22 protein-coding genes and 1 pseudogene are annotated in these 20,114 nt (G+C 73.0%); 13 read left to right on the top strand and 10 right to left on the bottom strand.

Translation table 11 applies throughout. The annotated features are described in order from the left end of the window. Positions 1-240: 240 nt before the first annotated feature. The gene (locus FHR36_RS21320; RefSeq protein ID WP_253799760.1) at positions 241-1,920 is read left to right on the top strand and encodes a CocE/NonD family hydrolase; all 1,680 of its coding nucleotides are present in this window, start codon (positions 241-243) and stop codon (positions 1,918-1,920) included. 147 nt (positions 1,921-2,067) lie between these two features. Here the strand turns inward: FHR36_RS21320 and FHR36_RS21315 are convergent, their stop codons facing one another. Continuing rightward, complete coding sequence (locus FHR36_RS21315) at positions 2,068-2,817, bottom strand: hypothetical protein (protein WP_253799759.1); 750 nt, start codon at positions 2,815-2,817, stop codon at positions 2,068-2,070. A gap of 98 nt (positions 2,818-2,915) precedes the next feature. On the opposite strand from FHR36_RS21315, the gene FHR36_RS21310 reads away from it, so the two are divergent. From FHR36_RS21310 to FHR36_RS21300, 3 genes are all read left to right on the top strand, one after another. Further along, positions 2,916-3,260, top strand: a complete 345-nt coding sequence (locus FHR36_RS21310; RefSeq protein ID WP_253799758.1) for a hypothetical protein — start codon at positions 2,916-2,918, stop codon at positions 3,258-3,260. 149 nt (positions 3,261-3,409) lie between these two features. Continuing rightward, the gene (locus FHR36_RS21305; protein WP_253799757.1) at positions 3,410-3,916 is read left to right on the top strand and encodes a hypothetical protein; all 507 of its coding nucleotides are present in this window, start codon (positions 3,410-3,412) and stop codon (positions 3,914-3,916) included. 50 nt (positions 3,917-3,966) lie between these two features. Further along, a complete protein-coding gene (locus FHR36_RS21300) occupies positions 3,967-4,467 on the top strand; it encodes a GNAT family N-acetyltransferase (protein ID WP_253799756.1) in 501 nt (166 codons plus the stop codon). A gap of 17 nt (positions 4,468-4,484) precedes the next feature. Here FHR36_RS21300 and FHR36_RS21295 read toward each other — a convergent pair whose 3' ends face one another. Continuing rightward, positions 4,485-5,396, bottom strand: coding sequence for an SDR family oxidoreductase (locus FHR36_RS21295; protein ID WP_253799755.1), 912 nt, complete (start codon positions 5,394-5,396; stop codon positions 4,485-4,487). After that, positions 5,393-6,025 carry a TetR/AcrR family transcriptional regulator gene (locus FHR36_RS21290; RefSeq protein WP_253799754.1) on the bottom strand — a complete coding sequence of 211 codons (633 nt, stop codon included), beginning with the start codon at positions 6,023-6,025 and terminating at the stop codon, positions 5,393-5,395. The genes FHR36_RS21295 and FHR36_RS21290 overlap by 4 nt, the downstream gene beginning before the upstream one ends. Positions 6,026-6,335: 310 nt before the next feature. On the opposite strand from FHR36_RS21290, the gene FHR36_RS21285 reads away from it, so the two are divergent. Next, positions 6,336-6,776 carry a phage tail protein gene (locus tag FHR36_RS21285; RefSeq protein WP_253800641.1) on the top strand — a complete coding sequence of 147 codons (441 nt, stop codon included), beginning with the start codon at positions 6,336-6,338 and terminating at the stop codon, positions 6,774-6,776. A 116-nt stretch (positions 6,777-6,892) separates the two neighbouring features. Here the strand turns inward: FHR36_RS21285 and FHR36_RS21280 are convergent, their stop codons facing one another. Next, positions 6,893-7,423, bottom strand: a complete 531-nt coding sequence (locus FHR36_RS21280) for a MarR family winged helix-turn-helix transcriptional regulator (protein ID WP_253799753.1) — start codon at positions 7,421-7,423, stop codon at positions 6,893-6,895. Between the two features lie 189 nt (positions 7,424-7,612). Here FHR36_RS21280 and FHR36_RS21275 point away from each other — a divergent pair, with 189 nt between their 5' ends. Then, entirely contained in the window at positions 7,613-8,683 is a 1,071-nt protein-coding gene (locus tag FHR36_RS21275; protein ID WP_253799752.1) for an alkene reductase, read from the top strand. Positions 8,684-8,744: 61 nt separating this feature from the next. Here the strand turns inward: FHR36_RS21275 and FHR36_RS21270 are convergent, their stop codons facing one another. Then, on the bottom strand, positions 8,745-9,443 hold the full coding sequence (locus FHR36_RS21270; protein WP_253799751.1) for a TetR/AcrR family transcriptional regulator: 699 nt from the start codon (positions 9,441-9,443) through the stop codon (positions 8,745-8,747). A gap of 82 nt (positions 9,444-9,525) precedes the next feature. Between FHR36_RS21270 and FHR36_RS21265 the strand changes: the two genes are divergently transcribed. After that, on the top strand, positions 9,526-11,127 hold the full coding sequence (locus FHR36_RS21265; RefSeq protein ID WP_253799750.1) for an FAD-binding oxidoreductase: 1,602 nt from the start codon (positions 9,526-9,528) through the stop codon (positions 11,125-11,127). 93 nt (positions 11,128-11,220) lie between these two features. On the opposite strand, the gene FHR36_RS21260 is transcribed toward FHR36_RS21265, so the two are convergent. Beyond that, positions 11,221-11,988: an AraC family transcriptional regulator gene (locus FHR36_RS21260; protein WP_253799749.1), complete on the bottom strand. Its 768-nt coding sequence runs from the start codon at positions 11,986-11,988 to the stop codon at positions 11,221-11,223. Between the two features lie 120 nt (positions 11,989-12,108). Between FHR36_RS21260 and FHR36_RS21255 the strand changes: the two genes are divergently transcribed. Beyond that, positions 12,109-13,380, top strand: coding sequence for an alpha-L-fucosidase (locus tag FHR36_RS21255; protein ID WP_253799748.1), 1,272 nt, complete (start codon positions 12,109-12,111; stop codon positions 13,378-13,380). A 75-nt stretch (positions 13,381-13,455) separates the two neighbouring features. On the opposite strand, the gene uxaC is transcribed toward FHR36_RS21255, so the two are convergent. Then, complete coding sequence (uxaC, locus tag FHR36_RS21250; protein WP_253799747.1) at positions 13,456-14,877, bottom strand: glucuronate isomerase; 1,422 nt, start codon at positions 14,875-14,877, stop codon at positions 13,456-13,458. Between the two features lie 99 nt (positions 14,878-14,976). Here uxaC and FHR36_RS21245 point away from each other — a divergent pair, with 99 nt between their 5' ends. Together FHR36_RS21245 and FHR36_RS21240 are read left to right on the top strand one after the other, a co-directional pair. Further along, positions 14,977-15,870 carry an aminoglycoside phosphotransferase family protein gene (locus tag FHR36_RS21245; protein WP_253799746.1) on the top strand — a complete coding sequence of 298 codons (894 nt, stop codon included), beginning with the start codon at positions 14,977-14,979 and terminating at the stop codon, positions 15,868-15,870. 61 nt (positions 15,871-15,931) lie between these two features. Continuing rightward, a complete protein-coding gene (locus FHR36_RS21240) occupies positions 15,932-16,753 on the top strand; it encodes a GNAT family N-acetyltransferase (protein WP_253799745.1) in 822 nt (273 codons plus the stop codon). A gap of 24 nt (positions 16,754-16,777) precedes the next feature. On the opposite strand, the pseudogene FHR36_RS21235 reads toward FHR36_RS21240, so the two are convergent. Next, a pseudogene (locus FHR36_RS21235) lies at positions 16,778-17,095 on the bottom strand (mycothiol transferase); the annotation flags it as partial. Between the two features lie 125 nt (positions 17,096-17,220). Continuing rightward, positions 17,221-17,667, bottom strand: coding sequence for a nuclear transport factor 2 family protein (locus tag FHR36_RS21230; RefSeq protein WP_253799743.1), 447 nt, complete (start codon positions 17,665-17,667; stop codon positions 17,221-17,223). A 135-nt stretch (positions 17,668-17,802) separates the two neighbouring features. Here FHR36_RS21230 and FHR36_RS21225 point away from each other — a divergent pair, with 135 nt between their 5' ends. From FHR36_RS21225 to FHR36_RS21215, 3 genes are all read left to right on the top strand, one after another. Then, complete coding sequence (locus tag FHR36_RS21225) at positions 17,803-18,384, top strand: TetR/AcrR family transcriptional regulator (protein WP_253799742.1); 582 nt, start codon at positions 17,803-17,805, stop codon at positions 18,382-18,384. Between the two features lie 91 nt (positions 18,385-18,475). Beyond that, complete coding sequence (locus tag FHR36_RS21220) at positions 18,476-19,129, top strand: pyridoxine/pyridoxamine 5'-phosphate oxidase (RefSeq protein ID WP_253799741.1); 654 nt, start codon at positions 18,476-18,478, stop codon at positions 19,127-19,129. A gap of 68 nt (positions 19,130-19,197) precedes the next feature. Then, positions 19,198-19,557: a gamma-glutamylcyclotransferase family protein gene (locus FHR36_RS21215; RefSeq protein WP_253799740.1), complete on the top strand. Its 360-nt coding sequence runs from the start codon at positions 19,198-19,200 to the stop codon at positions 19,555-19,557. Between the two features lie 54 nt (positions 19,558-19,611). Here the strand turns inward: FHR36_RS21215 and FHR36_RS21210 are convergent, their stop codons facing one another. Continuing rightward, entirely contained in the window at positions 19,612-20,112 is a 501-nt protein-coding gene (locus tag FHR36_RS21210; protein WP_253799739.1) for a DUF7919 family protein, read from the bottom strand. Positions 20,113-20,114: the final 2 nt, after the last annotated feature.

Below are 20,114 nucleotides of genomic sequence, written 5' to 3'. Positions count from 1 at the left end.
GCCCTGGGGCCCGCCGCGATCATCCACTCCGCCGTCGGCCCCGTCAATCCCCGCCGGGGTGGGCCGATTCGCCCGCGAATGACGTCAAGTGGCCTGGTGTGCAGGTCGGTAAGCGGCGACTCCGGTCCTTGTCACACGTTCGGGTGGTGACGGCGATTCGCATCCCTCGGATGGAGTCCGCCGGGCGAGCATGTCACTGACAGTTCGTCATACCTCTTATTTCTGGAAGGCGGCACAGCCATGCCCATTGACGGAGCCGCGGAGAACCCGTTCGCCCTCGCCCCCGACGACATCGCCAGGCTGGAGGCGATCCGGGACGCGATGCTCGACCCGTCGCCGCGTCGCATCGGCCGGCTCGACCAGTGGGGCCTCGCCGACACCTACGAGACGCAGGCGGAGATCGCCGAGTACCGGGAGGCCCCGATCGTCATGACGGACGGGACCGCGATCGACGCGGGCCTGACCGTGCCGCGCAACCTCGCACCCGGTCAGACCTGTCCCGTCATCGTCATGCCGGCCCCGCTCAACCCGCTCGGCCGCCTCGCCTATTTCGGCATGATCCCGCGCTGGGCGCTCGGCGGCTACATCGTCCTGACATACAGCCAGCGCGGCCTGGCCCAGTCCAAGGGCGAGATCCAGTGTGCCGGGCCCCAGGACGTCGCCGACGGCGGCGAGATCCTCAACTGGCTGACCCAGCACGAGGGTGTGGACCCTGAGCGGATCGGCTGCTTCGGCGCCTCGTACGGCGCCGGGACGAGCCTGCTGCTGGCCGCGGCGGACCCCCGGGTGAAGGCCGTGGCCGGTGCCAGCGCCTGGGGTGACCTGTTCACCTCGCTCTACGAGAACGGCACCCGGCACATCAAGGCCTTCGAGGCGCTGGTGAAGCTGTTCGACGAGGAGCGGTGCTCCAAGGAGTTCCGCAACGTCATTGACAAGATCAGGCGCAACATCATCGACGACGAGGTCAAGGAGTTCGCCCGACTCCGGTCGCCGATGCAGCACCTGAAGACCTACAACGAGCGCGAGCTGCCGGTCCTGATGACCACCTACTGGCACGAGACGATCTTCTCCGTGCCCGCCGTCGTCGACCTGTTCACCGGGCTCCAGGGCCCGAAGTCGCTGCTCGTCCAGATCGGCGACCACGGCAACGGCGAACTGCTCGGCCTGTTCGGCGGCGTGTCCAAGCCCACCGAGATGGCCTACCGCTGGATGGACCACCACCTCGGCGGCCACGCCGGCGACGGTTCGCAGCCGCAGTTCGGCATCCGCTCCGAGTACATGCACAACCTCCTCTCCAACCTCTCCCACCGCGACTGGGCCGCCTACGCCCTGCCCAAGCAGCGCTTCCACCTCGGCGCCGTGCCCGCCGGGCAGCAGGACGCGCCGATGGCGGCGGGGCAGCCGCAGCCCGGCTGGACCCGCTCCGTCCAGGCCGCCGGGCCCGACACCGGGATCGTCGTCGCCCCGAAGCTGATCCAGACCGGCCTGGCCGAACGCACCGGCCTGCCCCACGTCTACAAGACCGCCGAGATCAAGCGCGACGTCGCCGCCGTCTGGACCACCGCGCCGCTCGAGCAGGCCATGCGCGTCCAGGGCGACCTGGAGGCCCGGCTCACCGTCAAGCCGCAGGCCGAGAACGCCACCCTCATCGTCTACCTGCTGGACTGCGACCCCGCCACCGGCCGCGCCGGCATCATCACCCACGCCCCCTACACCCTCGCCGACCAGCAGGCCGCCACCATCACCTTCCGGCTGCAGCCCGCCCACTACGTCCTCGCCAAGGGCCGCCAGTTGCAGCTGATCGTCGACAGCTACGACCCGTTCTTCGCGGACGACAACACCATCCCCTCCGCCCTCGAGATCACCTCCCCCCAGGGCAGCGAGTCCTACATCGACATCCCCCTCGCCCCCCTGCCGTAACGCCACCCGCCCGACGGGCCGGTCCGCCGCACGCGGACCGGCCCGCCCGGCGTCCACCCATGGTTGGGACAACAGAACGACCGCGCCGGCACACGCCTGAGGCTTTCGGACGGAGCGCATCCGTCCTGGAGCTTGTGTAGGCCTGCCTCAAGGCGCCGGCGCCGGCAGAGGCCTGCTTCCCAGGGCGTCGGCGAGGGCATCGCTCTGGGTTCGAGTGAGGTTGAGTGCCCACAACACCGCCGATTCATCCGATTCGGGCTCAGTGTGTTGGTGGCTGCCACCACTCAGAGGGGAGTCGGCGCCGCCACGGCGCCTGGCTGAAGGCCGGCTGTTTCGAAGGAGATGGTCAGCCGTGTCCTGGGCAGAGTCCTCGGGTTCTCCGATGGCCGTGAGAGCGGCGTTCACCCGGGTTCGCGCTTCCGGAGGCAAACCGTCGTCGGCGAGCAGCGGCAGCAGAAGCAGGAGCCGGGCGGCGGTGTCGTGCACGCCGGGTGCGGTCAGGTCCGGCGTCTCGGCGATGTGCACGATGTCGCGCCAGGACAGGCCCGGGCCGTACCAGTCGCCGTCAAAGCTGGACAGGTCCTCTTTCCGAGGCCAATCCGGTTGGGTCAGCAGGTAGTCGATCCCGTAGTCGCCGATGAGGTTCCGGTAGACGACGACAGCGCTGTGACCGCCGTGGAAGGGGATGCGGAACGACGGCCAGGCTTGATCGTCCAGGAGGACGTCGGCCAGGGCGTCCGTGTCGGCGCCGTCATCACCGAACCACTCGGGTTCCGGCCGCGCCTCACCCGAGGTGAACCGGCACGTGGCCAGCAGGTGATTGGACCAGAACCCGGCGCGCTCAAGCAGCCGCTCACCCGCGACCAGCGGCCCGTAGTCGTATCCCTTGATCAGCACGGACCGGAGTGTCTCAGGCCCCACCGACACGTCTCCGCCGCCGACCCGGGCCGGTCGACCGCTTGCCTTCGATCGAACAGGCATTCGATACTGGGGGTGTGAGCACCACCAGCCCCTCCCGCCAGTACTACGGACGCCCCGCCCGCCCGGGGCGGCAGCCCGGCGACGCCGAGCCGGCGCCTCCGGCGCTGCTGGAGGCGTCCGGGCCGTGCCAGGAGGACCGGACGTGGCGGGCGGTGCACATCAGGGTCGGCGGGGAATGGCGCACCGGGATCCTGACCGTCTGGCGCCGTCCGGCGCGCAGCCGGGTGTGGGTGGCGCACGTCCGCTGGGGCGAGGATCTGGCGTGGGGCTGGTTCATCTACGACCGGGCGACGATCAGGCAGGTTCCCGTCCCGCCGGACGCACAGGCGGCCGGGCGGCCCCAGCGGCGAGGGGAGTGAGGCCGCCGCGGCGGGTCGGCGGGCCGGATGTGGTGGCGGTCACTTGTCGACCGGCGACTGTCATGCTTTGATCACGGTGAGTTTGTGCGGGTGGTCGGCGCGTGATCATGGGCCGGCCCCGCAGTACGTCATGTCGGGGGTGATTGGCCGTGTTCGCAGACGCATGCCCGGCCGGAGGCGGCGCCGAGCCGACTCCGGCGGAACTGCGCGACCTACAGGCACGCGCGGACGCGCTGGCGCAGGACGTGGCCGCCATGCGGGCTCGCCTCACGGGCCAGTCCGAACTGCCCCGCGGGGTCCGCAACGCCCTGGCCGCCTCCGTCGAGGACGCCCTCGCCCTCGCCGCGCAGCGGATCGGCACGGCCGCTGAGAAGCTCGCCCGCGTACGCGCCGCCCAGTGGTCCGGGGCGTGCACGGCCTGGTGGGGGGTCTGCCCCCACTGCGGGCCCACCCTCATGGCGGAGGACGGCCGCTCCTGGTGCCGCCAGTGCGGCACCGCCTGGAACTACGACCGCTCCCAGGGCCCCTGCGGCGAACCCGGCGCCTACCTCGCCATGGACGCCCTCGGCGGAACCGTCCTGGTCTGCGCCGCCCACGGCCGCTACATGCAGGAACGCCTCGAGGGCGGGCTGCTCCTGGCGATCCCCACCTCGTAGGGTTGGGCCGCTCCGGGACTGGTGCCCGGGCAGCGCGGTAGCCTGCGGCGGTGGGAAAGACGGTCTCGTACCTGGAGATGACGGCGCCGGGCGAGCTGCGACCGGCCGAGGCGGTGGCCGGCCTCGGGCTGGCGCGGCTGGACCGGTCCTCGCCGCTGGTCCGCACGGTCCAAGCGCGGGTGGGGGCCGACTACGGCTGGGACAGCGCCACTCGCACCGAGGATCAGTGGGAGGCGAAGATCCGGGCCCACCCGTTGCGCCAGTACTGGCTCGTCACCCACGAGCGGGAGCCCGCGGGCGTCGCGTACCTGGAGCCGCAGCCCGGCGGGGACGTGGAGATCGTCGCCTTCGGGCTGCTGCCCGCGTACGTGGGGAAGGGCCTGGGCGGGTACGCGCTGACGCTCGCCCTGCGGCAGGCGTGGGACACCGAGCCGGTGGAGGCCGAGGCGCTGCGGCGGGTGTGGCTGCACACCTGCTCGCAGGACCACCCGAACGCCCTGCGCAGCTACGAGAAGCGAGGACTGCGGCGCTACCGCGTCGAGGTCGAGTGACCGGCGCGGCGCCGGCGTCAGAGCGGGTCGCCGAGCGGTCCGTACTCGTCCACGAGGTGCTCGGCCCAGTGGGCGGCGAAGTCGGGCTGGGTGCCGTCCGCGTCGGTGAAGCCGTACTCCCGGTAGAGGCCCCATGTGGCCAGTGCCCGGCCGGTCTTGGCGATGACGTCGGGGTCCGCGGCAAGGGCGGCGACGGCGCGTCCGAGGTAGGCGGGGGACTCGGAGTGGGCGAAGTTCGGGTCCTTGGCGGCGCCGTCGCGCCAGGTGGCCTCGGTCACGCCGAAGTGCTCCAGCATGGCCTCGGAGCGGAGGAAGCCCGGGGTGAGGGCGACGGCCGCGACGCCGTGCGGCTCCAGTTCGGCGGCCTGCGCGACGGCGAGTCGGATGACCGAGGACTTCGCGAGGTCGTAGAAGAAGGAGCCGCGGTAGCGGGCGGTGTTGCCGTCGGTGACCTCCACGACCAGGCCGCTGCGGCGGGCGACCATCAGGGGGAGGGCGAGGCGGCTGGTGATCACGTGGGTCTCGACCGCCTGGCGCAGCAGCCGAAGGCCGGTCTCGAGGTCCTGCTCCCACAGCGGGTGCGCCCAGTCGGTCAGCGGGTCGCCGCCCCAGACGGAGTTGACCAGGACGTCGAGGCGCCCGTCCTGCTCGGCCGCGATCCGATCGACCAGGGCCCGGACGTCGTCGGGGTCGCTGTGGTCGGTGCGGTGGGCGATGCCGCGCCCGCCGGCGGCGGTGACCCGGGCGGCGGTCTCCTCGATCGTCTCGGGGCGGTCGAGGGCGGAGCGCCCGGCGGCGCTGCTGCGTCCGGTGACGTACACCGTGGCGCCGGCGGCGCCGAGTTCGACGGCGATGCCCCGGCCGCCGCCGCGGGTGCCACCGGCAACCAGGGCCACCTTTCCGGCGAGCGGGCGGTCGTCGGTGGTCATGATTCCTCCGGGGTCCGGGTGGTGTCGTCCTGGTGGGACGGACGGTGGGGGGAGAGTGCGGTGTCGAGCTCGTGCCGGATCCGCTCGGCGAGGGTGCCGGTGCGCTCCAGCGCCCAGGTCACGCCCGCACCGGTGACGACCGCCTGGACGGAGCCGGCGAGGGCTGCCACGTCGGTTCCGGCGTGGAGCTCGCCGGTGGCGACGGCCTCAGTGAGCAGCGTCTCGATCGCCCGGCGCTGGGCGCGGTGGACCGTGAGGGCGTGGGGGTAGAGCTGCGGATCGGTGAGGTCCGTGCAGAGGAACGCGAGGTGGTTGGCGAACCGCTCCGGTGTGTCCAGCGGGGCCGCCCATTCGCCGGCCAGCGCCGACAGGGCGGAGAGGGCGGTGAGGACCGATCCGGGTGAGCGGCGGACCCGCTGGGGAAGGGCGTCCGCCTCCCGCGCGGACTGCTCGGCGAGGGCGGCGAGCAGCCCGGCCTTGGAACCGAAGCGCTGGATGAGCGTCCCGGGGACCAGGCCGACCTCCCGCGCCACGGCGGCGAGCGTCAGCCCGGTGGGGCCGAGCCGACCCATCACCTCGGCGGTCGCCCGCAGGATCGCCGCGTCGTCGAGCCCTCGGGGGCGTGCCACTGCCGCATCCTTCCGTCGTTCATAAATGACTGTTCATTCATTAAAGCGCACGTGGGTACGGATCGCACGGATCGGACGGATCGCACGGTGAGGGCGCGGTTGCGGACGCGTGAAGGGCTGCGACAGGTCTGCGAGCACGGCCCGGTCGAAGCCTCGTACCTGCGGGCCATCGCCGCGTTCGCGGAAGAGAGCGGCGTGCGGGAGCCGGCGGGATCACGTGACCGCCGTGGGCTTGTGGCGTTAGGCACTTTGCGGGCCGGAGGAAATGATCACCGGCCTGTTCCGTGATGAGCCGTGGGAGGCGTACATCGTGTTGACCGGTGACTCGTTCAGCAGCAGCACCTTTGCCATCGAGTTGGGCAAGTTTCAGGTTGAGACCGTTCAGTCCGTATCGGGGCTGCAACTGGAGCAGGACGTCGTCGAGGTGCGGCAGGTCTCACCGACCGGTGAGCTGCTTGTTCGCAAGCAGCCGGGGGCGCGCAAGAGCGGTGAGATCACGATCACTCGTGGCATGGACAAGAGCACCGCGTTCACCGACTGGATCAAGGCCACTCTGGTCAACGCCGACCTCGACGCTGCCCGCCAGAACATCACGATCGCGTTGAAGGATGCGAAGGCGCAGACGGTCCGCCGCATTCACCTCAGCAACGCCTGGGCGTCCCGCTGGGAGGGACCGTCGCTTGGAGCCTCCGAGTCCGGGCCAGCGACGGAACAGGTGACGATCACCTACGAAGACATCACTGTCGAGTAGTTGCCGAGTTCTGGCCGGCGGCCGCCCGCCGCGATCCTTTGCGCACGCGGGCGGCCTGGCTGTCGGCTTCTCCGGCGGCGAGCAGCTCAGGAGACAGTCGCATGGCCGGGCGGTTCCTAGCATCCGCCGTCGGGGCAGGTCGGGTCACCGGCGGCGTGGGCGAGGTTCTGTTCGAGGCGCTCCAGGGTGTGCAGGGCGGCGGCCTGCTCGTCGGTGGACAGGCCCGCGGTCACCAGGTCTTCGAGGCGGCTCCAGGCCTGTTCGACCTCGATGCGCAGGGCCTGGCTGGCGGCGGTGGGTTCGACGAGGGAGGCCCGGCGGTCGGTGGGGGAGGGGCGGCGGCGGACGAAGCCGGCCTGCTCCAGGCGCTGGACGGTACGGGTCATGGTGGCCGCGTCGGAGTCGAGCAGGCGGATCAGGTCGGTCTGGCGCTGCGGGCCGAGTTCCCACAGGTGCATCATCACCAGCTCCTGGCCGGGGTGGAGGCCGACGCGGCGCAGGAGCTGTCCCGCGTACATGCGGTGGAGGCGGGCGAGTCGGAAGATCGCGTGGCTGATGGGACCGCCAGCGGCTGCGGCCGGGACCGGGACGCTGGCGCCGGTGGGTCCGCCCGGGGCGCCAGGGGCGTTCGGGGTGGGCTGGGTCATCAGGTCTCACTTCCTTGATCGATCAGTCAACGGTAGCGCCAGGTCGTGCCTGCATCGCGACAGCTCGTCACGTCGACACATCCAGGCAGGTCACGGCATGTGATGTGGGTCACAGTGGTGGCGTGGAATGGGTCCGCGGATTTACCTGTTCGGACAGGTAAATCGCTCATCGTGCGTGAGGAAGAGACCATGACCACAGCATTCGACCCGATCGTCGTCGGCGGCCGCCACCTGGCCAACCGGATTGCGATGGCCCCCATGACGCGCAGCCGCGCCCACGGCCCCGCCGCCGAGCCGACGGACCTGACGGCCACCTACTACGCGCAGCGTGCGAGCGCCGGGCTGATCGTCAGCGAGGGCATCCAGCCGTCGGCCGTCGGCCAGGGCTACCCCGACACCCCGGGCCTGCACACCGAGGGTCAGGTGCGGGCGTGGCGAAAGGTGACCGAAGCCGTGCACCGCGAGGGCGGCGTGATCTTCGCGCAGCTGATGCACACCGGCCGGATCGGCCACCCCGACCTGCTGCCCGACGGGCTGGTGCCGGTCGGCCCGTCGCCGGTCGCCGCCCAGGGTCAGGTCTACACGAGTGAGGGGCCGAAGCAGTTCGTCGAGCCGGCGGAGCTGAGCGAGGACGCGATCCTGCGCACCGTCGCCGACTACGCCACCGCCGCCCGCAACGCGATCGAGGCCGGCTTCGACGGCGTCGAGATCCACGGCGCCAACGGTTATCTCATCCACCAGTTCCTCGCTCCCAACTCCAACCGGCGTACCGACGGCTGGGGCGGCGACACGGAACGCCGGATCCGGTTCGCCGTCGAGGTCGCCACCGCCGTGGCCGACGCCATCGGCGGCGAGCGGGTCGGCCTGCGGATCTCGCCCGGGAACCCGTACAACGACATCGCCGAGGACAACCCGGGCGAGGTCTACCCCGCCCTGGTGGAGCGGCTGGCCGGCCTGGACCTGGCCTACCTGCACGTGCTGGAGGGGCCGGACCGCGACCTGACGCTCTCGCTGCGCAAGGCCTGGCCGGGCGCCTTCGTGCTCAACCCCTTCACCCATCCGGCCACTACCGGCCCGGAGGCGCTGGCCCTGATCGAGGACGGCACCGCGGACGTGATCGCCTTCGGCGCCCTGTTCCTGGCCAACCCCGACCTCCCCGCCCGCCTCGCCGCGGACGGGCCGTTCAACACCCCGGACCAGTCCACCTTCTACGGCGGCGACCACCGCGGGTACATCGACTACCCGACGCTCGCGGCCTGACGCTCCGTCCGTGCCGCATGCTCCGGATCCGGGGCGTGCGGCACGGGCCGGGCCGCAGGGGTCACGCGTCGGGGTCGGGGGCGAGGGCGGTGCGGGCGGTGGTGAAGAGCCGGGCGCAGCGGCGGGTCATGGCGTCCACGGACTCGTCGGGGTGCCTGATCCACCAGCGGACCAGGGTGGTGGCCAGGCCGCGCCAGGCGTACGCGAGCAGGTCCCTGTCGAGCGGGTCCGCGCCGAGGTGGTCCGCGTCCGGGCTGTGGGCCGGGCCGGAGCGGCGGAGGACGTCGAGGCTGCCGGTCTCGGCGAGTGTGTCGATGGCGGCGCGGTAGTGGGCGGCGCGGCGGGCGGGTTCGCTGTCGGGGGGCAGGGAGGTGTCGTACAGGACGAACCAGGCTTCGCGCTGTCCTTCGAGGGCGGTGAAGAGTGAGTGGAGCACGCGCAGGGGGGTGTGCGGGCCGGTGGCGCCGCCGTCGGCCATGGCGGTGCGGATGGCGGCGAGGAGCCGGTCGCCGACGGCGTTCAGGCAGGCGAGGTAGAGGTCCTGTTTGGGGCCGAAGTACTGGTGCAGCAGGGTCTTGGTGACTCCGACGCGCGCCGCGACGGCGGCGAGCGAGGTGGCGTCGTATCCGCGCAGGCCGAACTCCTCGGTGGCGGCGGCGAGGATCTGCTGTTCGCGGTCGGCGCGCGGTACGCCCTTGGTCCCCGCTCGGCTGGTTCCCGCTCGGCTGGTTCCCGCTCGGCGGGAGGGAGGCATTGCCATGCCATGGATCTTACCCTACGGTAATTTACCAATCGGTAAGTTCATGTCGCCGTAGCCGTCGCAGCCGTCGGAAGGTCCCGCCATGACCGCAGGAGCCGCGCCCCGCCCGTCCCGTACCCGCTCCTGGTGGGGCTGGGGATGGGCCGACGCCCACCCCGACGACGCCGAGTGCACGGCCATGGGCGCCCTGGTCCCCGGCACCCTGGCCCGCCCCCTCCCGCAGCCCGAGGTGGCCGACCTGCGGATCGGCCGCCCCGCCGTCGAGCCGCCGGGAAGCCTGGCGCCGCTGGTCACCGCGGATCCCGGCCCGCGCGCCGCACACGCGATGGGCAAGGCGTACCGCGACGTCGTCCGGGCCCTGCGCGGCCGGCCGGGACGGATCCCCGACCTGGTCGCGTTCCCCCGCCGCGACCGGGACGTGGCCGAGCTGCTGGAGTGGGCGGGCGAGCAGCGGGTGGCGGTGGTCCCGTACGGCGGCGGGTCCTCGGTCGTCGGCGGCGTCGAGTACCGCGGCGACGAGCACCGGGCGGTACTCTCCCTCGACCTGACCGCCATGGACCGCGTCCTGGAGGTCGATGCCGACGGCCGCGCCGCCCTCGTCCAGGCCGGAATCCTCGGCCCCGACCTGGAGGACCGGGTCCGGCCGCACGGCCTGACCCTGCGCCACTTCCCGCAGAGCTTCGAGTTCTCCACGCTCGGCGGCTGGCTCGCCACCCGGGCCGGCGGCCACTACGCGACCGGCCGGACCCGCATCGACGAGTTCACCCAGGCGCTGCGGGTGGTCACCCCCGCCGGGACCGACGAGTCATGGCGCCTGCCCTCCTCCGGCGCCGGGCCGTCGCCCGACCGGCTCTTCCTCGGCTCCGAGGGCGCGCTCGGGGTGATCACCCGGGCCTGGATCCGGCTGCAGGAACGCCCCCGCCACAAGGCGTCCGCCTCGGTCGCCTTCACCGGTCTCGACGCCGCGCTGCGCGCCGTGCGCGACATCGCGCAGTCGGACCTGCTGCCCGCCAACTGCCGCCTGCTGGACGCCGGGGAGGCCGCGCTCGCCGGGGCGTCCGCGGACGGGTCGGCGGTCCTCGTCCTCGGCTTCGAGTCCGCCACCGCACCGGTGGAGGACCGGCTCGCCCTCGCCGTGGACCTGGCCCGCGCCCACGGCGGGCGCCCCGGCCCGGAGGCGGCGTCCGGCACCGCCGACGACGGCGCGGTGCGCGCCTGGCGGTCCGCCTTCCTGCGGATGCCCTACCTGCGCGACGGACTGGCCCGGATGGGCGCCGTCGTGGAGACCTTCGAGACCGCCGCCACCTGGGACCGCATCCCCGCGCTGATCGCCGACGTCCGGAGCGAGCTCGGCGCCGCCGCGAGCCGGGCCACCGGCCACCCCGCCCTGATCAACTGCCGCCTCACCCACGTCTATCCCGACGGCGCCGCCCCGTACTTCACGGTGATCGCCGGCGGCCGCCCGGGCGACGAACTCGCCGTCTGGGACGAGCTCAAGGCCGTCGCCGCCGACGTACTCCACCGCCACCGGGCCACCATCACCCACCACCACGCCGTCGGCCGCGACCACCGCCCGGCGTACGACCGCCAGCGCCCGCAGCACTTCGCGCTCGCGCTGGGCGCCGCCAAGCGGGCGCTCGACCCGCACGGGATCCTCAACCCGGGCGTGCTGGTGGACGGCTGACGGCGCATCCGCCGGACGCCCGCCCTCCGGTGATCCGGCGGAGTGTCGCACCGCGCCGCGCGGGTGCCGGCGGCCGAAGCCGACACACCGTCTTTACGGGCGCAACGCCCGCGGGGAAGCCCCGAATTCGCGTCGGCACGCCTTGTTGAACGCCTGAAGGTCCGGGATTCCCACCTGAGTGGCGACGGCGTGGATCGACAGGGTCGAGTTGCGCAGCAGGTGGCGGGCGACCTCGAGCCGGCGGCGGCGCAGGTGGCCGACCACGGTCGTATCGAGCTCGGCACGGAACAGGCGGGTGAGATGGTTGTGCGAAACCCCCGCCTCCCGGGCGATCCCGGGGACGGTCAGTGGCCCGGCGAGGTTCGCCTCGATGTACGCCAGCGCCGTGGCGACCGCCGGGTGAGGCCCGTCCGAGCGCGCCGCCGCCGACTCGGCGATGGACCACAGCACAGTCCACAGCTCCGCCGAAGCGCGCCTCGGCGTGCGCGGGTGGGCGGCCACGGCCCGCGAGAGTGCGTCCGCCAGGTGCGGAGCGTCCACCGACAAGTCCTGCGCCACCGGGACCCGACGCGGCTCGCCCACCTCCTCCGTCTCGAAGTGCGCATACACGTGCTCGGACCGGCCCCGGTAATGGAACTCCACGACCGAGCCCGGCGGAGTCAGGGTCACCCAGTTGGGACGGACCTCGTGCACCGTCCCGTCGATGATCACCCGGGCCCGGTAACGGTACAGATGGAGCTGCCAGAGCCCGGGCAGCCGGAAGACCTCCCGGTCGACCGCCGTGCCGTGCACACCGACCCCGAGCTGTGCCACGAGCGGCGGAGCATCGAGGAAAACATCTGCGCACAGGGGCTCGGCCATGGTGAAAAATTACCAGAACTGGGTGAATCGGACCCATGTGGCGATGCCCCTGTCGATCCTAGGCTGCAGATATCCGACCACCGGCCTTCCCGCTGGTGCCGCACCCCCCGGAGCATCCTCGTGCCCATGCAGCCCTGGTTCACCGATGCCAAGCTCGGCATCTTCATCCACTACGGGATCTATGCCGTCGACGGCGTGCCGGAATCCTGGGCGTTCTACAGCGGACAGGTCACCCGCGAGCGCTACATGGCGCAGCTCGACGGCTTCACCGCCGCCCACTACGACCCCGCGTCATGGGCTGCGCTCTTCGCCAGGGCCGGGGCTCGCTACGCCGTCCTCACCGCCCGCCACCACGACGGCGTCGCCCTGTGGGACAGCGACCACGGCGGGCTCGACGTCGCCCGGCGCACGCCCGCGGGCCGGGACCTGGTCCGGGGATTCGTGGACGCGGTGCGCGGTGCCGGCCTCCGGGTGGGCCTGTACTACTCCCATTCGGACTGGAACCACCCGGACTACGCGAGCGTGTCGTACCCCGGGTCCCGCGAGGAGCACGCGCGGACCCACCCCCTGGTCGTGCCGGTCGACGGACGGGAGGATCCGGCGGCCTGGCGCCGCTATCTCGCCTACCGGGACGGACAGGTGGCCGAGTTGATGGACCGCTACCGCCCAGACCTGCTGTGGTTCGACGGTGAGTGGGAGCGCAGCGAGGAGCAGTGGGGCATTGACGCGCTGGCCGAGTTGATCTCGGCCTCGGGGCCGGACACCGTCCTCAACGCCCGGATGCTCTCCCGCGGCGACTACGCCACCCCCGAGCAGGGGCTGCCCGTTCGGGCGCCCGACGGGCCCTGGGAGCTCTGCTTGACGGTCAACGACTCCTGGGGCCACCAGCACGCCGACGGGAATCACAAGAGCGTGCGTCAGCTGGTCCGCTACTTCACCGAGACCATCGGCATGGGTGGGAACCTGCTGCTCGGAGTGGGCCCGAGGGAGGACGGGACGATCCCGGCGGAGCAGGCCGAGCGGCTCGAGGGACTCGGCGCGTGGATCGCCCGGCACGACGCGGCCGTCCACGGCACCGATGCCGGACTGCCGCCCGGCCACCACCACGGCCCGAGCACCCTCTCCGCCGACCGCCGCACGCTCTACCTGATCTGCCCCGACATCCCCCGCGAGTACGTCGCACTCAAGGGACTGCGCACACCGGTGAAGCGGGTGTCCGTGCTGGGCTCCGGAACGGAGCTCGGCCACCACGTCACGGGCGGCCACGGGGAGGTGCCGGGCATCACCTGGATCGACGCTCCGGGCGCCGCGGACCTCGACGAGTACGCGACCGTCCTCGCCGTCGAACTCTCCGACGACCTCGACCTCTACCGGGGGCGCGGACGGCAGTGAACCGGCCTGCGCCGGCGGTCAGCCGGCCGGTGGGCGGGCTCCCGGCAGGGAGGCGGGCCCCGACGGGCGGGTGGGTCAGAGCTTGAACGCCTTTCGGGGGATCGCGTCGACCAGGTCGCGGGCGGTGGCGAAGGCTTCGTCCTCGTCGAGGCGGTGCTCGGCGACGAGTTCGGCGAGCAGGCCGCAGTCGAGGCGGCGGGACATGTCGTGGCGGGCCGGGACGGAGCAGAAGGCACGGGTGTCGTCGACGAAGCCGGAGGTGCGGGTGAAGCCGGCCGTCTCGGTGACCGCCCGGCGGGCGCGGCGGATCGCGTCGGGGGCGTCCAGGAACCACCACGGCGCGCCCGCGAACACCGATGGGTAGAACCCGGCGAGCGGGGCGATCTCGCGGGAGAGGACGCTCTCGTCCACGGTGAACAGGATCAGCTGGAAGCCGGGCGCGGTGCCGTAGCGCTCCAGCAGCGGACGCAGGGCGTCGGTGAACTCGACGCGGACCGGGATGTCGTGGCCGGTGTCCGGGCCGAAGCGATGGAGCGTCGGGGTGTGGTGGTTGCGGCGGATGCCCGGGTGGAGGGTCATCACCAGCCCGTCCTCGCAGGACATCCGGGCCATCTCCAGCAGCATGTGGCGGCGGAAGGCGGTGCACTCGGCCGCCGTGGCCGTGCCTGCCAGGGCGGCGGCGTGGATCCGGGCGGCGGTGGCCGGGTCGAGCGGGTCGGTGCGGACATCCGGGTGGCTGTGGTCGGCGGAGGTGGCGCCGTGCGCGACGAAGTACCGGCGCCGGGACTCCAGGGCGCGCAGGTAGCCCGGGTAGGTGGTGGTGTCCTCGTCGGCGGCCTCGCCCAGGCGGGCGACCGCCGCGGCCCAGCCCGCCCCGGCGGGTTCGAGGTAGCGGTCGGGCCGGAAGGTCGGGACGACCCGGCCCCGGAAAGCGGGGTCGGCGGCCAGCGCGCGGTGGGCGGCCAGGTCGTCGCACGGGTCGTCGGTGGTGGCCAGTACCTCGATGCCGAAGCGGTCGAACAGGGCACGCGGGCGGAAGGCGTCCTCGGCCAGCCGCTCGGCGATCCGATCGTAGAGGCGGTCCGCGTTCGCGGCGTCCGGGCGCTCGGTGACGCCGAAGATCTCCGCCAGCTCGGACTCCAGCCAGTACCGCACCGGCGTACCGCGGAAGACGTACCAGTGCTCGCAGAGCCGGCGCCACGCCACCCTGGCCTGCCGCTCGGTCAGCGGCCCCTGCCCGACGCCGAGTTCCGCCAGGCCGACGCCGCTCGCGTGGAGCAGCCGGGTGATGTAGTGGTCCGGCGTGACCAGCAGCGTCGCCGGGTCGGGGAACGCGACGTCGTCCACCAGCGGCCGCGGGTCGACATGCCCGTGCGGGGAGAGGATCGGCAGCGCGCGCACGCTCGCGTAGAGGCGCCGGGCGAGCGCCCGCACCCCCGGGTCGGCGGGCAGCAGCCGGTCCGGGTGCGGACGCAGGGGCACGGAAGGGGGTGACATGGGGTGGAGTGTCCGCCGCCCGGCCCGGTGGTGGCAATCGCTTGCCACCAGTTGCCGCAGCTCCTTGCACCCGTCCGAGGAGTGCGTAGGGTTCCCGGTATGACGGTGCGGGCGGTTCGCGGAATGCCGGCGGCGGAGGTCGAGGTCTCCGTGGGGCTGGTGCGGCGATTGGTGGCGGAGCAGCACCCGGACCTGGCGGGGTTGCCGGTCGAGGTGCTCGCCAACGGCTGGGACAACCTCGTGTGCCGACTCGGCGACGAGTACCTGGTGCGGCTGCCCCGGCGGGCCCTGGGCGCCGAACTCGCCGCGCACGAGCAGCGGTGGCTCCCCGAGCTGGCTGCCCGCCTCCCGCTGCCGGTGCCGGCGCCGGTGCGCACCGGCCGGGCGACGGAGCACTACCCGTGGTCGTGGAGCATCGTGCCGTACTTCCCGGGCCGGACGGCCGCGGAGCACGAACCGGGCACCTGCCCGGCAGCGGCAGCCCAACTCGGCCACTTCCTGGCTGCGTTGCACCTCCCCTCGGCGCCGGACGCGCCGGTCAACCCGCACCGGGGGATCCCGCTGGCCGGTCGGGCCGAGGGCGTGGTGAGCGGGCTGGCGCACCTCGCCGACGCCGCCGATCGGCGCGCCGCGCTGCGCGTGTGGGAGTCGGCGACCGCCTCGCCGGTGTGGGACGGCCCGCCACTGTGGCTGCACGGCGACCTGCACCCGGCGAACATCCTGATCGACGGGGAGCGGATCAGCGCCGTGATCGACTTCGGCGACCTCACCTCGGGCGACCCGGCCGCGGACCTGTCGGTGACGTGGATGCTGTTCCCCGCCGAGCAGCGCGCGGACCTGCGGCAGGCGTACGGGCGGGCCGACGACGCGATGTGGGAACGGGCCCGCGGATGGGCGCTCGCCCTGGCCGTCGCCTTCCTGACGCACTCGGCCGACAACCCGCTGATGGGCGGCATCGGCGAACGGGCCTTCCGGGCCGTGCTCGCGCCGTAATGGCTGCATCGCTGTGTCAACTCGGTGGCCGCGGGCCCGCGATCGGCGGTTGAATGCCGGTATGAGCCACGTCGTCGACGTCATGATCTCCCTCGACCCGGACGACCGCGCCGCCGCCGAGGAGTTGAGCCGACGGCTGCGGGTGGCGGCCCCATGGCGTGGCGGAATGCGCCCGGAGGACGAGGTGTACGCCGGGGTGATCGACCACGCGGACCTGCCCGGGCTGGTCGCCCAGGTCGGGCGGATGCCCTGGCGGCGACCGGAGTGCGTGCAACTGTTCGTGAGGGAGCAGGAGAACGGCAACGTCCGGATCTGGAGGTTCCACGGCCGGGAACTGACGAGCGATCCGGACGGCGGACCGCCCGACATCCGCACGCGGCTCGCGCTCGCCACCGACATCGAGCTGCTCCATGACATGCTCGTCGCCGCCGTCAACTGGCCACCCGGGCGGGACATGCCGCGCGAGGCCGTGCTGGCCGACCCGCACAACGCGCACTACGTCGACGGCTGGCCCCGCGACGGGGACCTGGGCGTCGTCGCCGTGGCAACCCACGAGGAGAACCGGTGGCTGCCGGTGCCGGTCGGCGCCGCCTGGCTGCGCCACTTCAGTGAGGACGATCCGGGCTACGGCTTCATCGGCCGCGGCGTGCCCGAGTTGAGCATCGGGATCGACGCGGCGCATCGCGGCCGGGGCGTGGGCACGCTGCTGATCCGCCGCCTGCTGGCGGAAGCCCGCGCGGCCGGCGTCGAGCGGGTGTCCCTCAGCGTCGAACGCGACAACCCCGCCGCCCGGCTGTACCGGCGCGAGGGCTTCCGCGTCCACGACCCGCGCGAGGGCGAGGCCGCCCTGACCATGCTCGCCGACCTGCGCGGACAGCCGTAGCGGCCGGCGCGGTGGAGTGTGGCGCTACTCCCCGGTGGTGCCGTCGATCAGTTCCCGGACGGCGTCGAGGTGTCCGGCGTGCCGCGCGTACTCCTGGAGGACGTGCATCAGGATCCAGGCGAGCGTGGGCCGCGGCTTCGGATCGTCCGGCGCGAACCGGCCGCCGACCGCGCTGACGTCGGAGAGGTCTGGCGCGGCGACGATGGCCCGGGTCTGCTCGCCGAGCGGGTCCGGCAGTTGCTCCGCCAGGAAGCCCCAGCGCAGCCGGCGCCGCTCCATGTGCGCGAGGTGGTTGACCAGTTCCAGCGGCGACCAGCCGGAGGGCAGCCGGGTGGCCCGCAGGTGCACCGAGGTCACGGTCGGGCTCGTGCAAGCGGACGGTCACGGTGGTGCGCCTTCTTCGCCGCGCCGAGCGGCCGGTCGTACGGCACGCTCATGGGCGAACCCGCCGCCACCGGCCGGGTGCCTCACCGGTCGTCGTTGCCCAGCGCGGCCACCAGCTGCGGCAGGGCGCCGCCGCCGACGGCGAGGGCCAGGTGGTCGTGGAAGTCCCGACTGCTGACGATCAGTCCGTCGCGGACCCGCAGGACCTGGATGTTGGCGCAGCCGAAGCTCCGCCCGGTGGTGCGGTGGTGCACCCGGTAGTCCCACTCGGCCACGACCACCTCCGGGTCGTCGGTCTCCCGGACGACCACGTTGGCGGCGGTCAGGGCCAGTGGCGAGCGCTCGGCGACCGCGGCGAACCGTTCCTCGAGCACGGCCCGGCCCTCGAACCGGCGGGGTCCGACCGGTTCGAAGACGGTTTCCACGACGGCGTCCTCGGCGTACAGGGCGCCGAGGTCGGAGAACCGCCCGGCGGTGATGCCGTCGAGCAGCCGGTGGAAGACCTCGCGCGGGGTGGGCGTTCCGGACATGATCGGCCTCCTGGCGTCGTCCGTCGGTAGAATCGGACCGGCGACTCCGGTTCGATCCGGGTCCGACGATACGGAGTGTCCAGTCCGGTTGTCCAGGGGGAGGATTCACCCTGGAAGGAGAGGAGTTGACGGCCAGTGAGCGGAACCGGCGGTACCCAGGAGCGTCCCCTGCGAGCCGACGCGGCCCGCAACCGGGCCCGGCTGCTCGAGGTCGCCACCGAGGTGTTCACCACCCGCGGCGTCGACGCGCCCACCGAGGACATCGCCCGGGCCGCCGGTGTCGGTGTCGGCACCCTCTTCCGTCACTTCCCCACCAAGGAGGCACTGTTGGAGGCGGTGATGGTCCGGCGACTCGAGTCCATCGCCGCCGGGACCGCCCGCCTCGCCGCCGCCGGTGAACCCGCCGACGCCTTCTTCGACGCCTTCCGCCTGGTGGTCGACCGGTCCGCCGGCAAGGACGCGTTCACCCGCGCGCTCGCCGCTGCCGGCCGGAATCCTCACGCGGCCCTCCGGGAGACGTCCGCCGCCATCCGGGCCCACCTGGGCGAGCTCCTCGCCGGCGCCCAGGACGCCGGAGCCGTCCGGCCCGACCTCGACCTGCCCGAACTGATCGCCCTCCTGGTGGGCGCCAACTCCGCCCTGGAACAACTCGGCGCCGACCCCGCTGCCCGCGAACGGATCCTCACCGTCGTCCTCGACGGCCTCCGGCCCCGCTGAACCGCCACGTCCGCCGCCGGAACCCCCCTCCGCTGCCGCGGGCCGACGTCGATAGGGTGGGCGGCAGGTCGGCGGAGGGGACGGTGGCCGGGTGGGTGAGCTGCGTCAACTGCTGCGCGAAATCGAGGTCTTCGCGGGGGAACTGCCCGATTTCGACCCCGTACTGACGCCGGACGATCCGGTCGAGCTGTTCACGCAGTGGCTCCACCACGCGCTGAGGTCCGGGGTGCGGGAGCCACACGCGACCACGCTGGCGACGGTGGACGCCGAAGGCCGCCCGGCGGCGCGCGTACTGATCCTCAAGGACGTCGGCGACCGCGGCTGGCAGTTCGCCTCCGACGCCGCGAGCCCCAAGGGCCGCGACCTGACGGCCCGTCCGTACGCGGCACTGACCTTCTACTGGGCGGCGCTCGCGCGTCAGGTGCGTATCCGGGGACCGGTCGCCCCGGAACCGCCGGAGGCGTGCACCGCAGACTTCCTCGCCCGGGGCACCGGCGCCCGCGCCGAGTCCCTGCTCGGCCGCCAGTCGCAGCCGCTGGCCGACCTCGACGAGCGGGACGCCGCGGTGGCCGCCTCCCTCGCCCGGCTGGAGCGCGAGCCCGAACTCGTGTCCCCGACCTGGACGCTGTACACGCTGCGACCGGACTCGGTGGAGTTCTGGCAGGGCGACCGGCAACGCCGGCACCTCCGCCTCGCCTACCGGCCGACGGCGGACGGCTGGCACAAGCAACTGCTGTGGCCGTAGCTGCTACGGCACCTCGACCCATCGCGACCCATCGCGCCGCCTCGGCGCGCCCGACCGGAAAGGTCCGCATGTCCTCCCTTCCCACCCACCGGCTGTTCTCGTACGGCACCCTGCAACTGCCGGAGGTCCAGCTCGCCCGGTTCGGGCGGCTCCTCGACGGTCGGGCCGACGCCCTGCTCGGCTACCGCCTCGGCTACGTCCGGATCGCCGACCCCGAGGTGATCGCCGCCAGCGGCTCCGACCGCCACCCCCTCGTGACCCCCTCGACGGACCCGGACGACGCCGTCGAAGGCTCGGTCTTCGAGATCACCGACGAGGAACTCGCCTCCGCCGACGACTACGAGGTCGATGACTACGCGCGCACCAGTGTCCGGCTCCGCTCCGGCGGCACCGCCTGGGCCTACCTCGCCGCCCCGGCGGACGCGTAGCACTCGGCGGGGCCGGTCCCGGGAGGGGCCGGCCCCGCCGGCGGCAGCGGGAGGTCAGCCGGGGAAGCGGTACGCGTCGGCGCCGATCCAGGCGGCGATCCAGTCGGGTGTGCCGTGGTGGCCGCCGGAGGCGACGAGAGCGAGGACGGCGGCCTGGAACTCGGCCGGCGGGACGTAGCCGTGGGCCGTGACGTAGTGCCAGATCGTCGTCGGGGCGGCGAACACGGTGTCCGCGCGCCCGGGGACCCGGATCTCCGCGTTGGCACGGATGTCGGCCGGTGTTCCCATGGTGCCGGCCGGGACGTCCGGAACGGCCGACTGCGGACACAGCCGGCAGCGGTGGAAGCCGCGGGTCGCGTTGAAGCGGGCCGCGTGGGTGACAACCTCGTGCAGCGCGTCGGCGAACGCCCGGTCCACCGGCCCCGCACTGCAGGTGGAGCCGAGCCAGCCCACGCAGAGCCGGACGTAGCCAGGGGTGAACCTGAGGTACCCGTGCGCGGTCGCGACCAGTTCGGGGCCGTCGCCGTACGGGCTGAGGTCGGTGAAGTGGACCATCC

This window comes from Kitasatospora cinereorecta (assembly GCF_024172095.1).
GTDB lineage: Bacteria > Actinomycetota > Actinomycetes > Streptomycetales > Streptomycetaceae > Kitasatospora > Kitasatospora cinereorecta.
The sequence above is the reverse complement of the archived record's forward strand: the minus strand, read 5'-3'. Positions and strand labels throughout refer to the sequence as shown.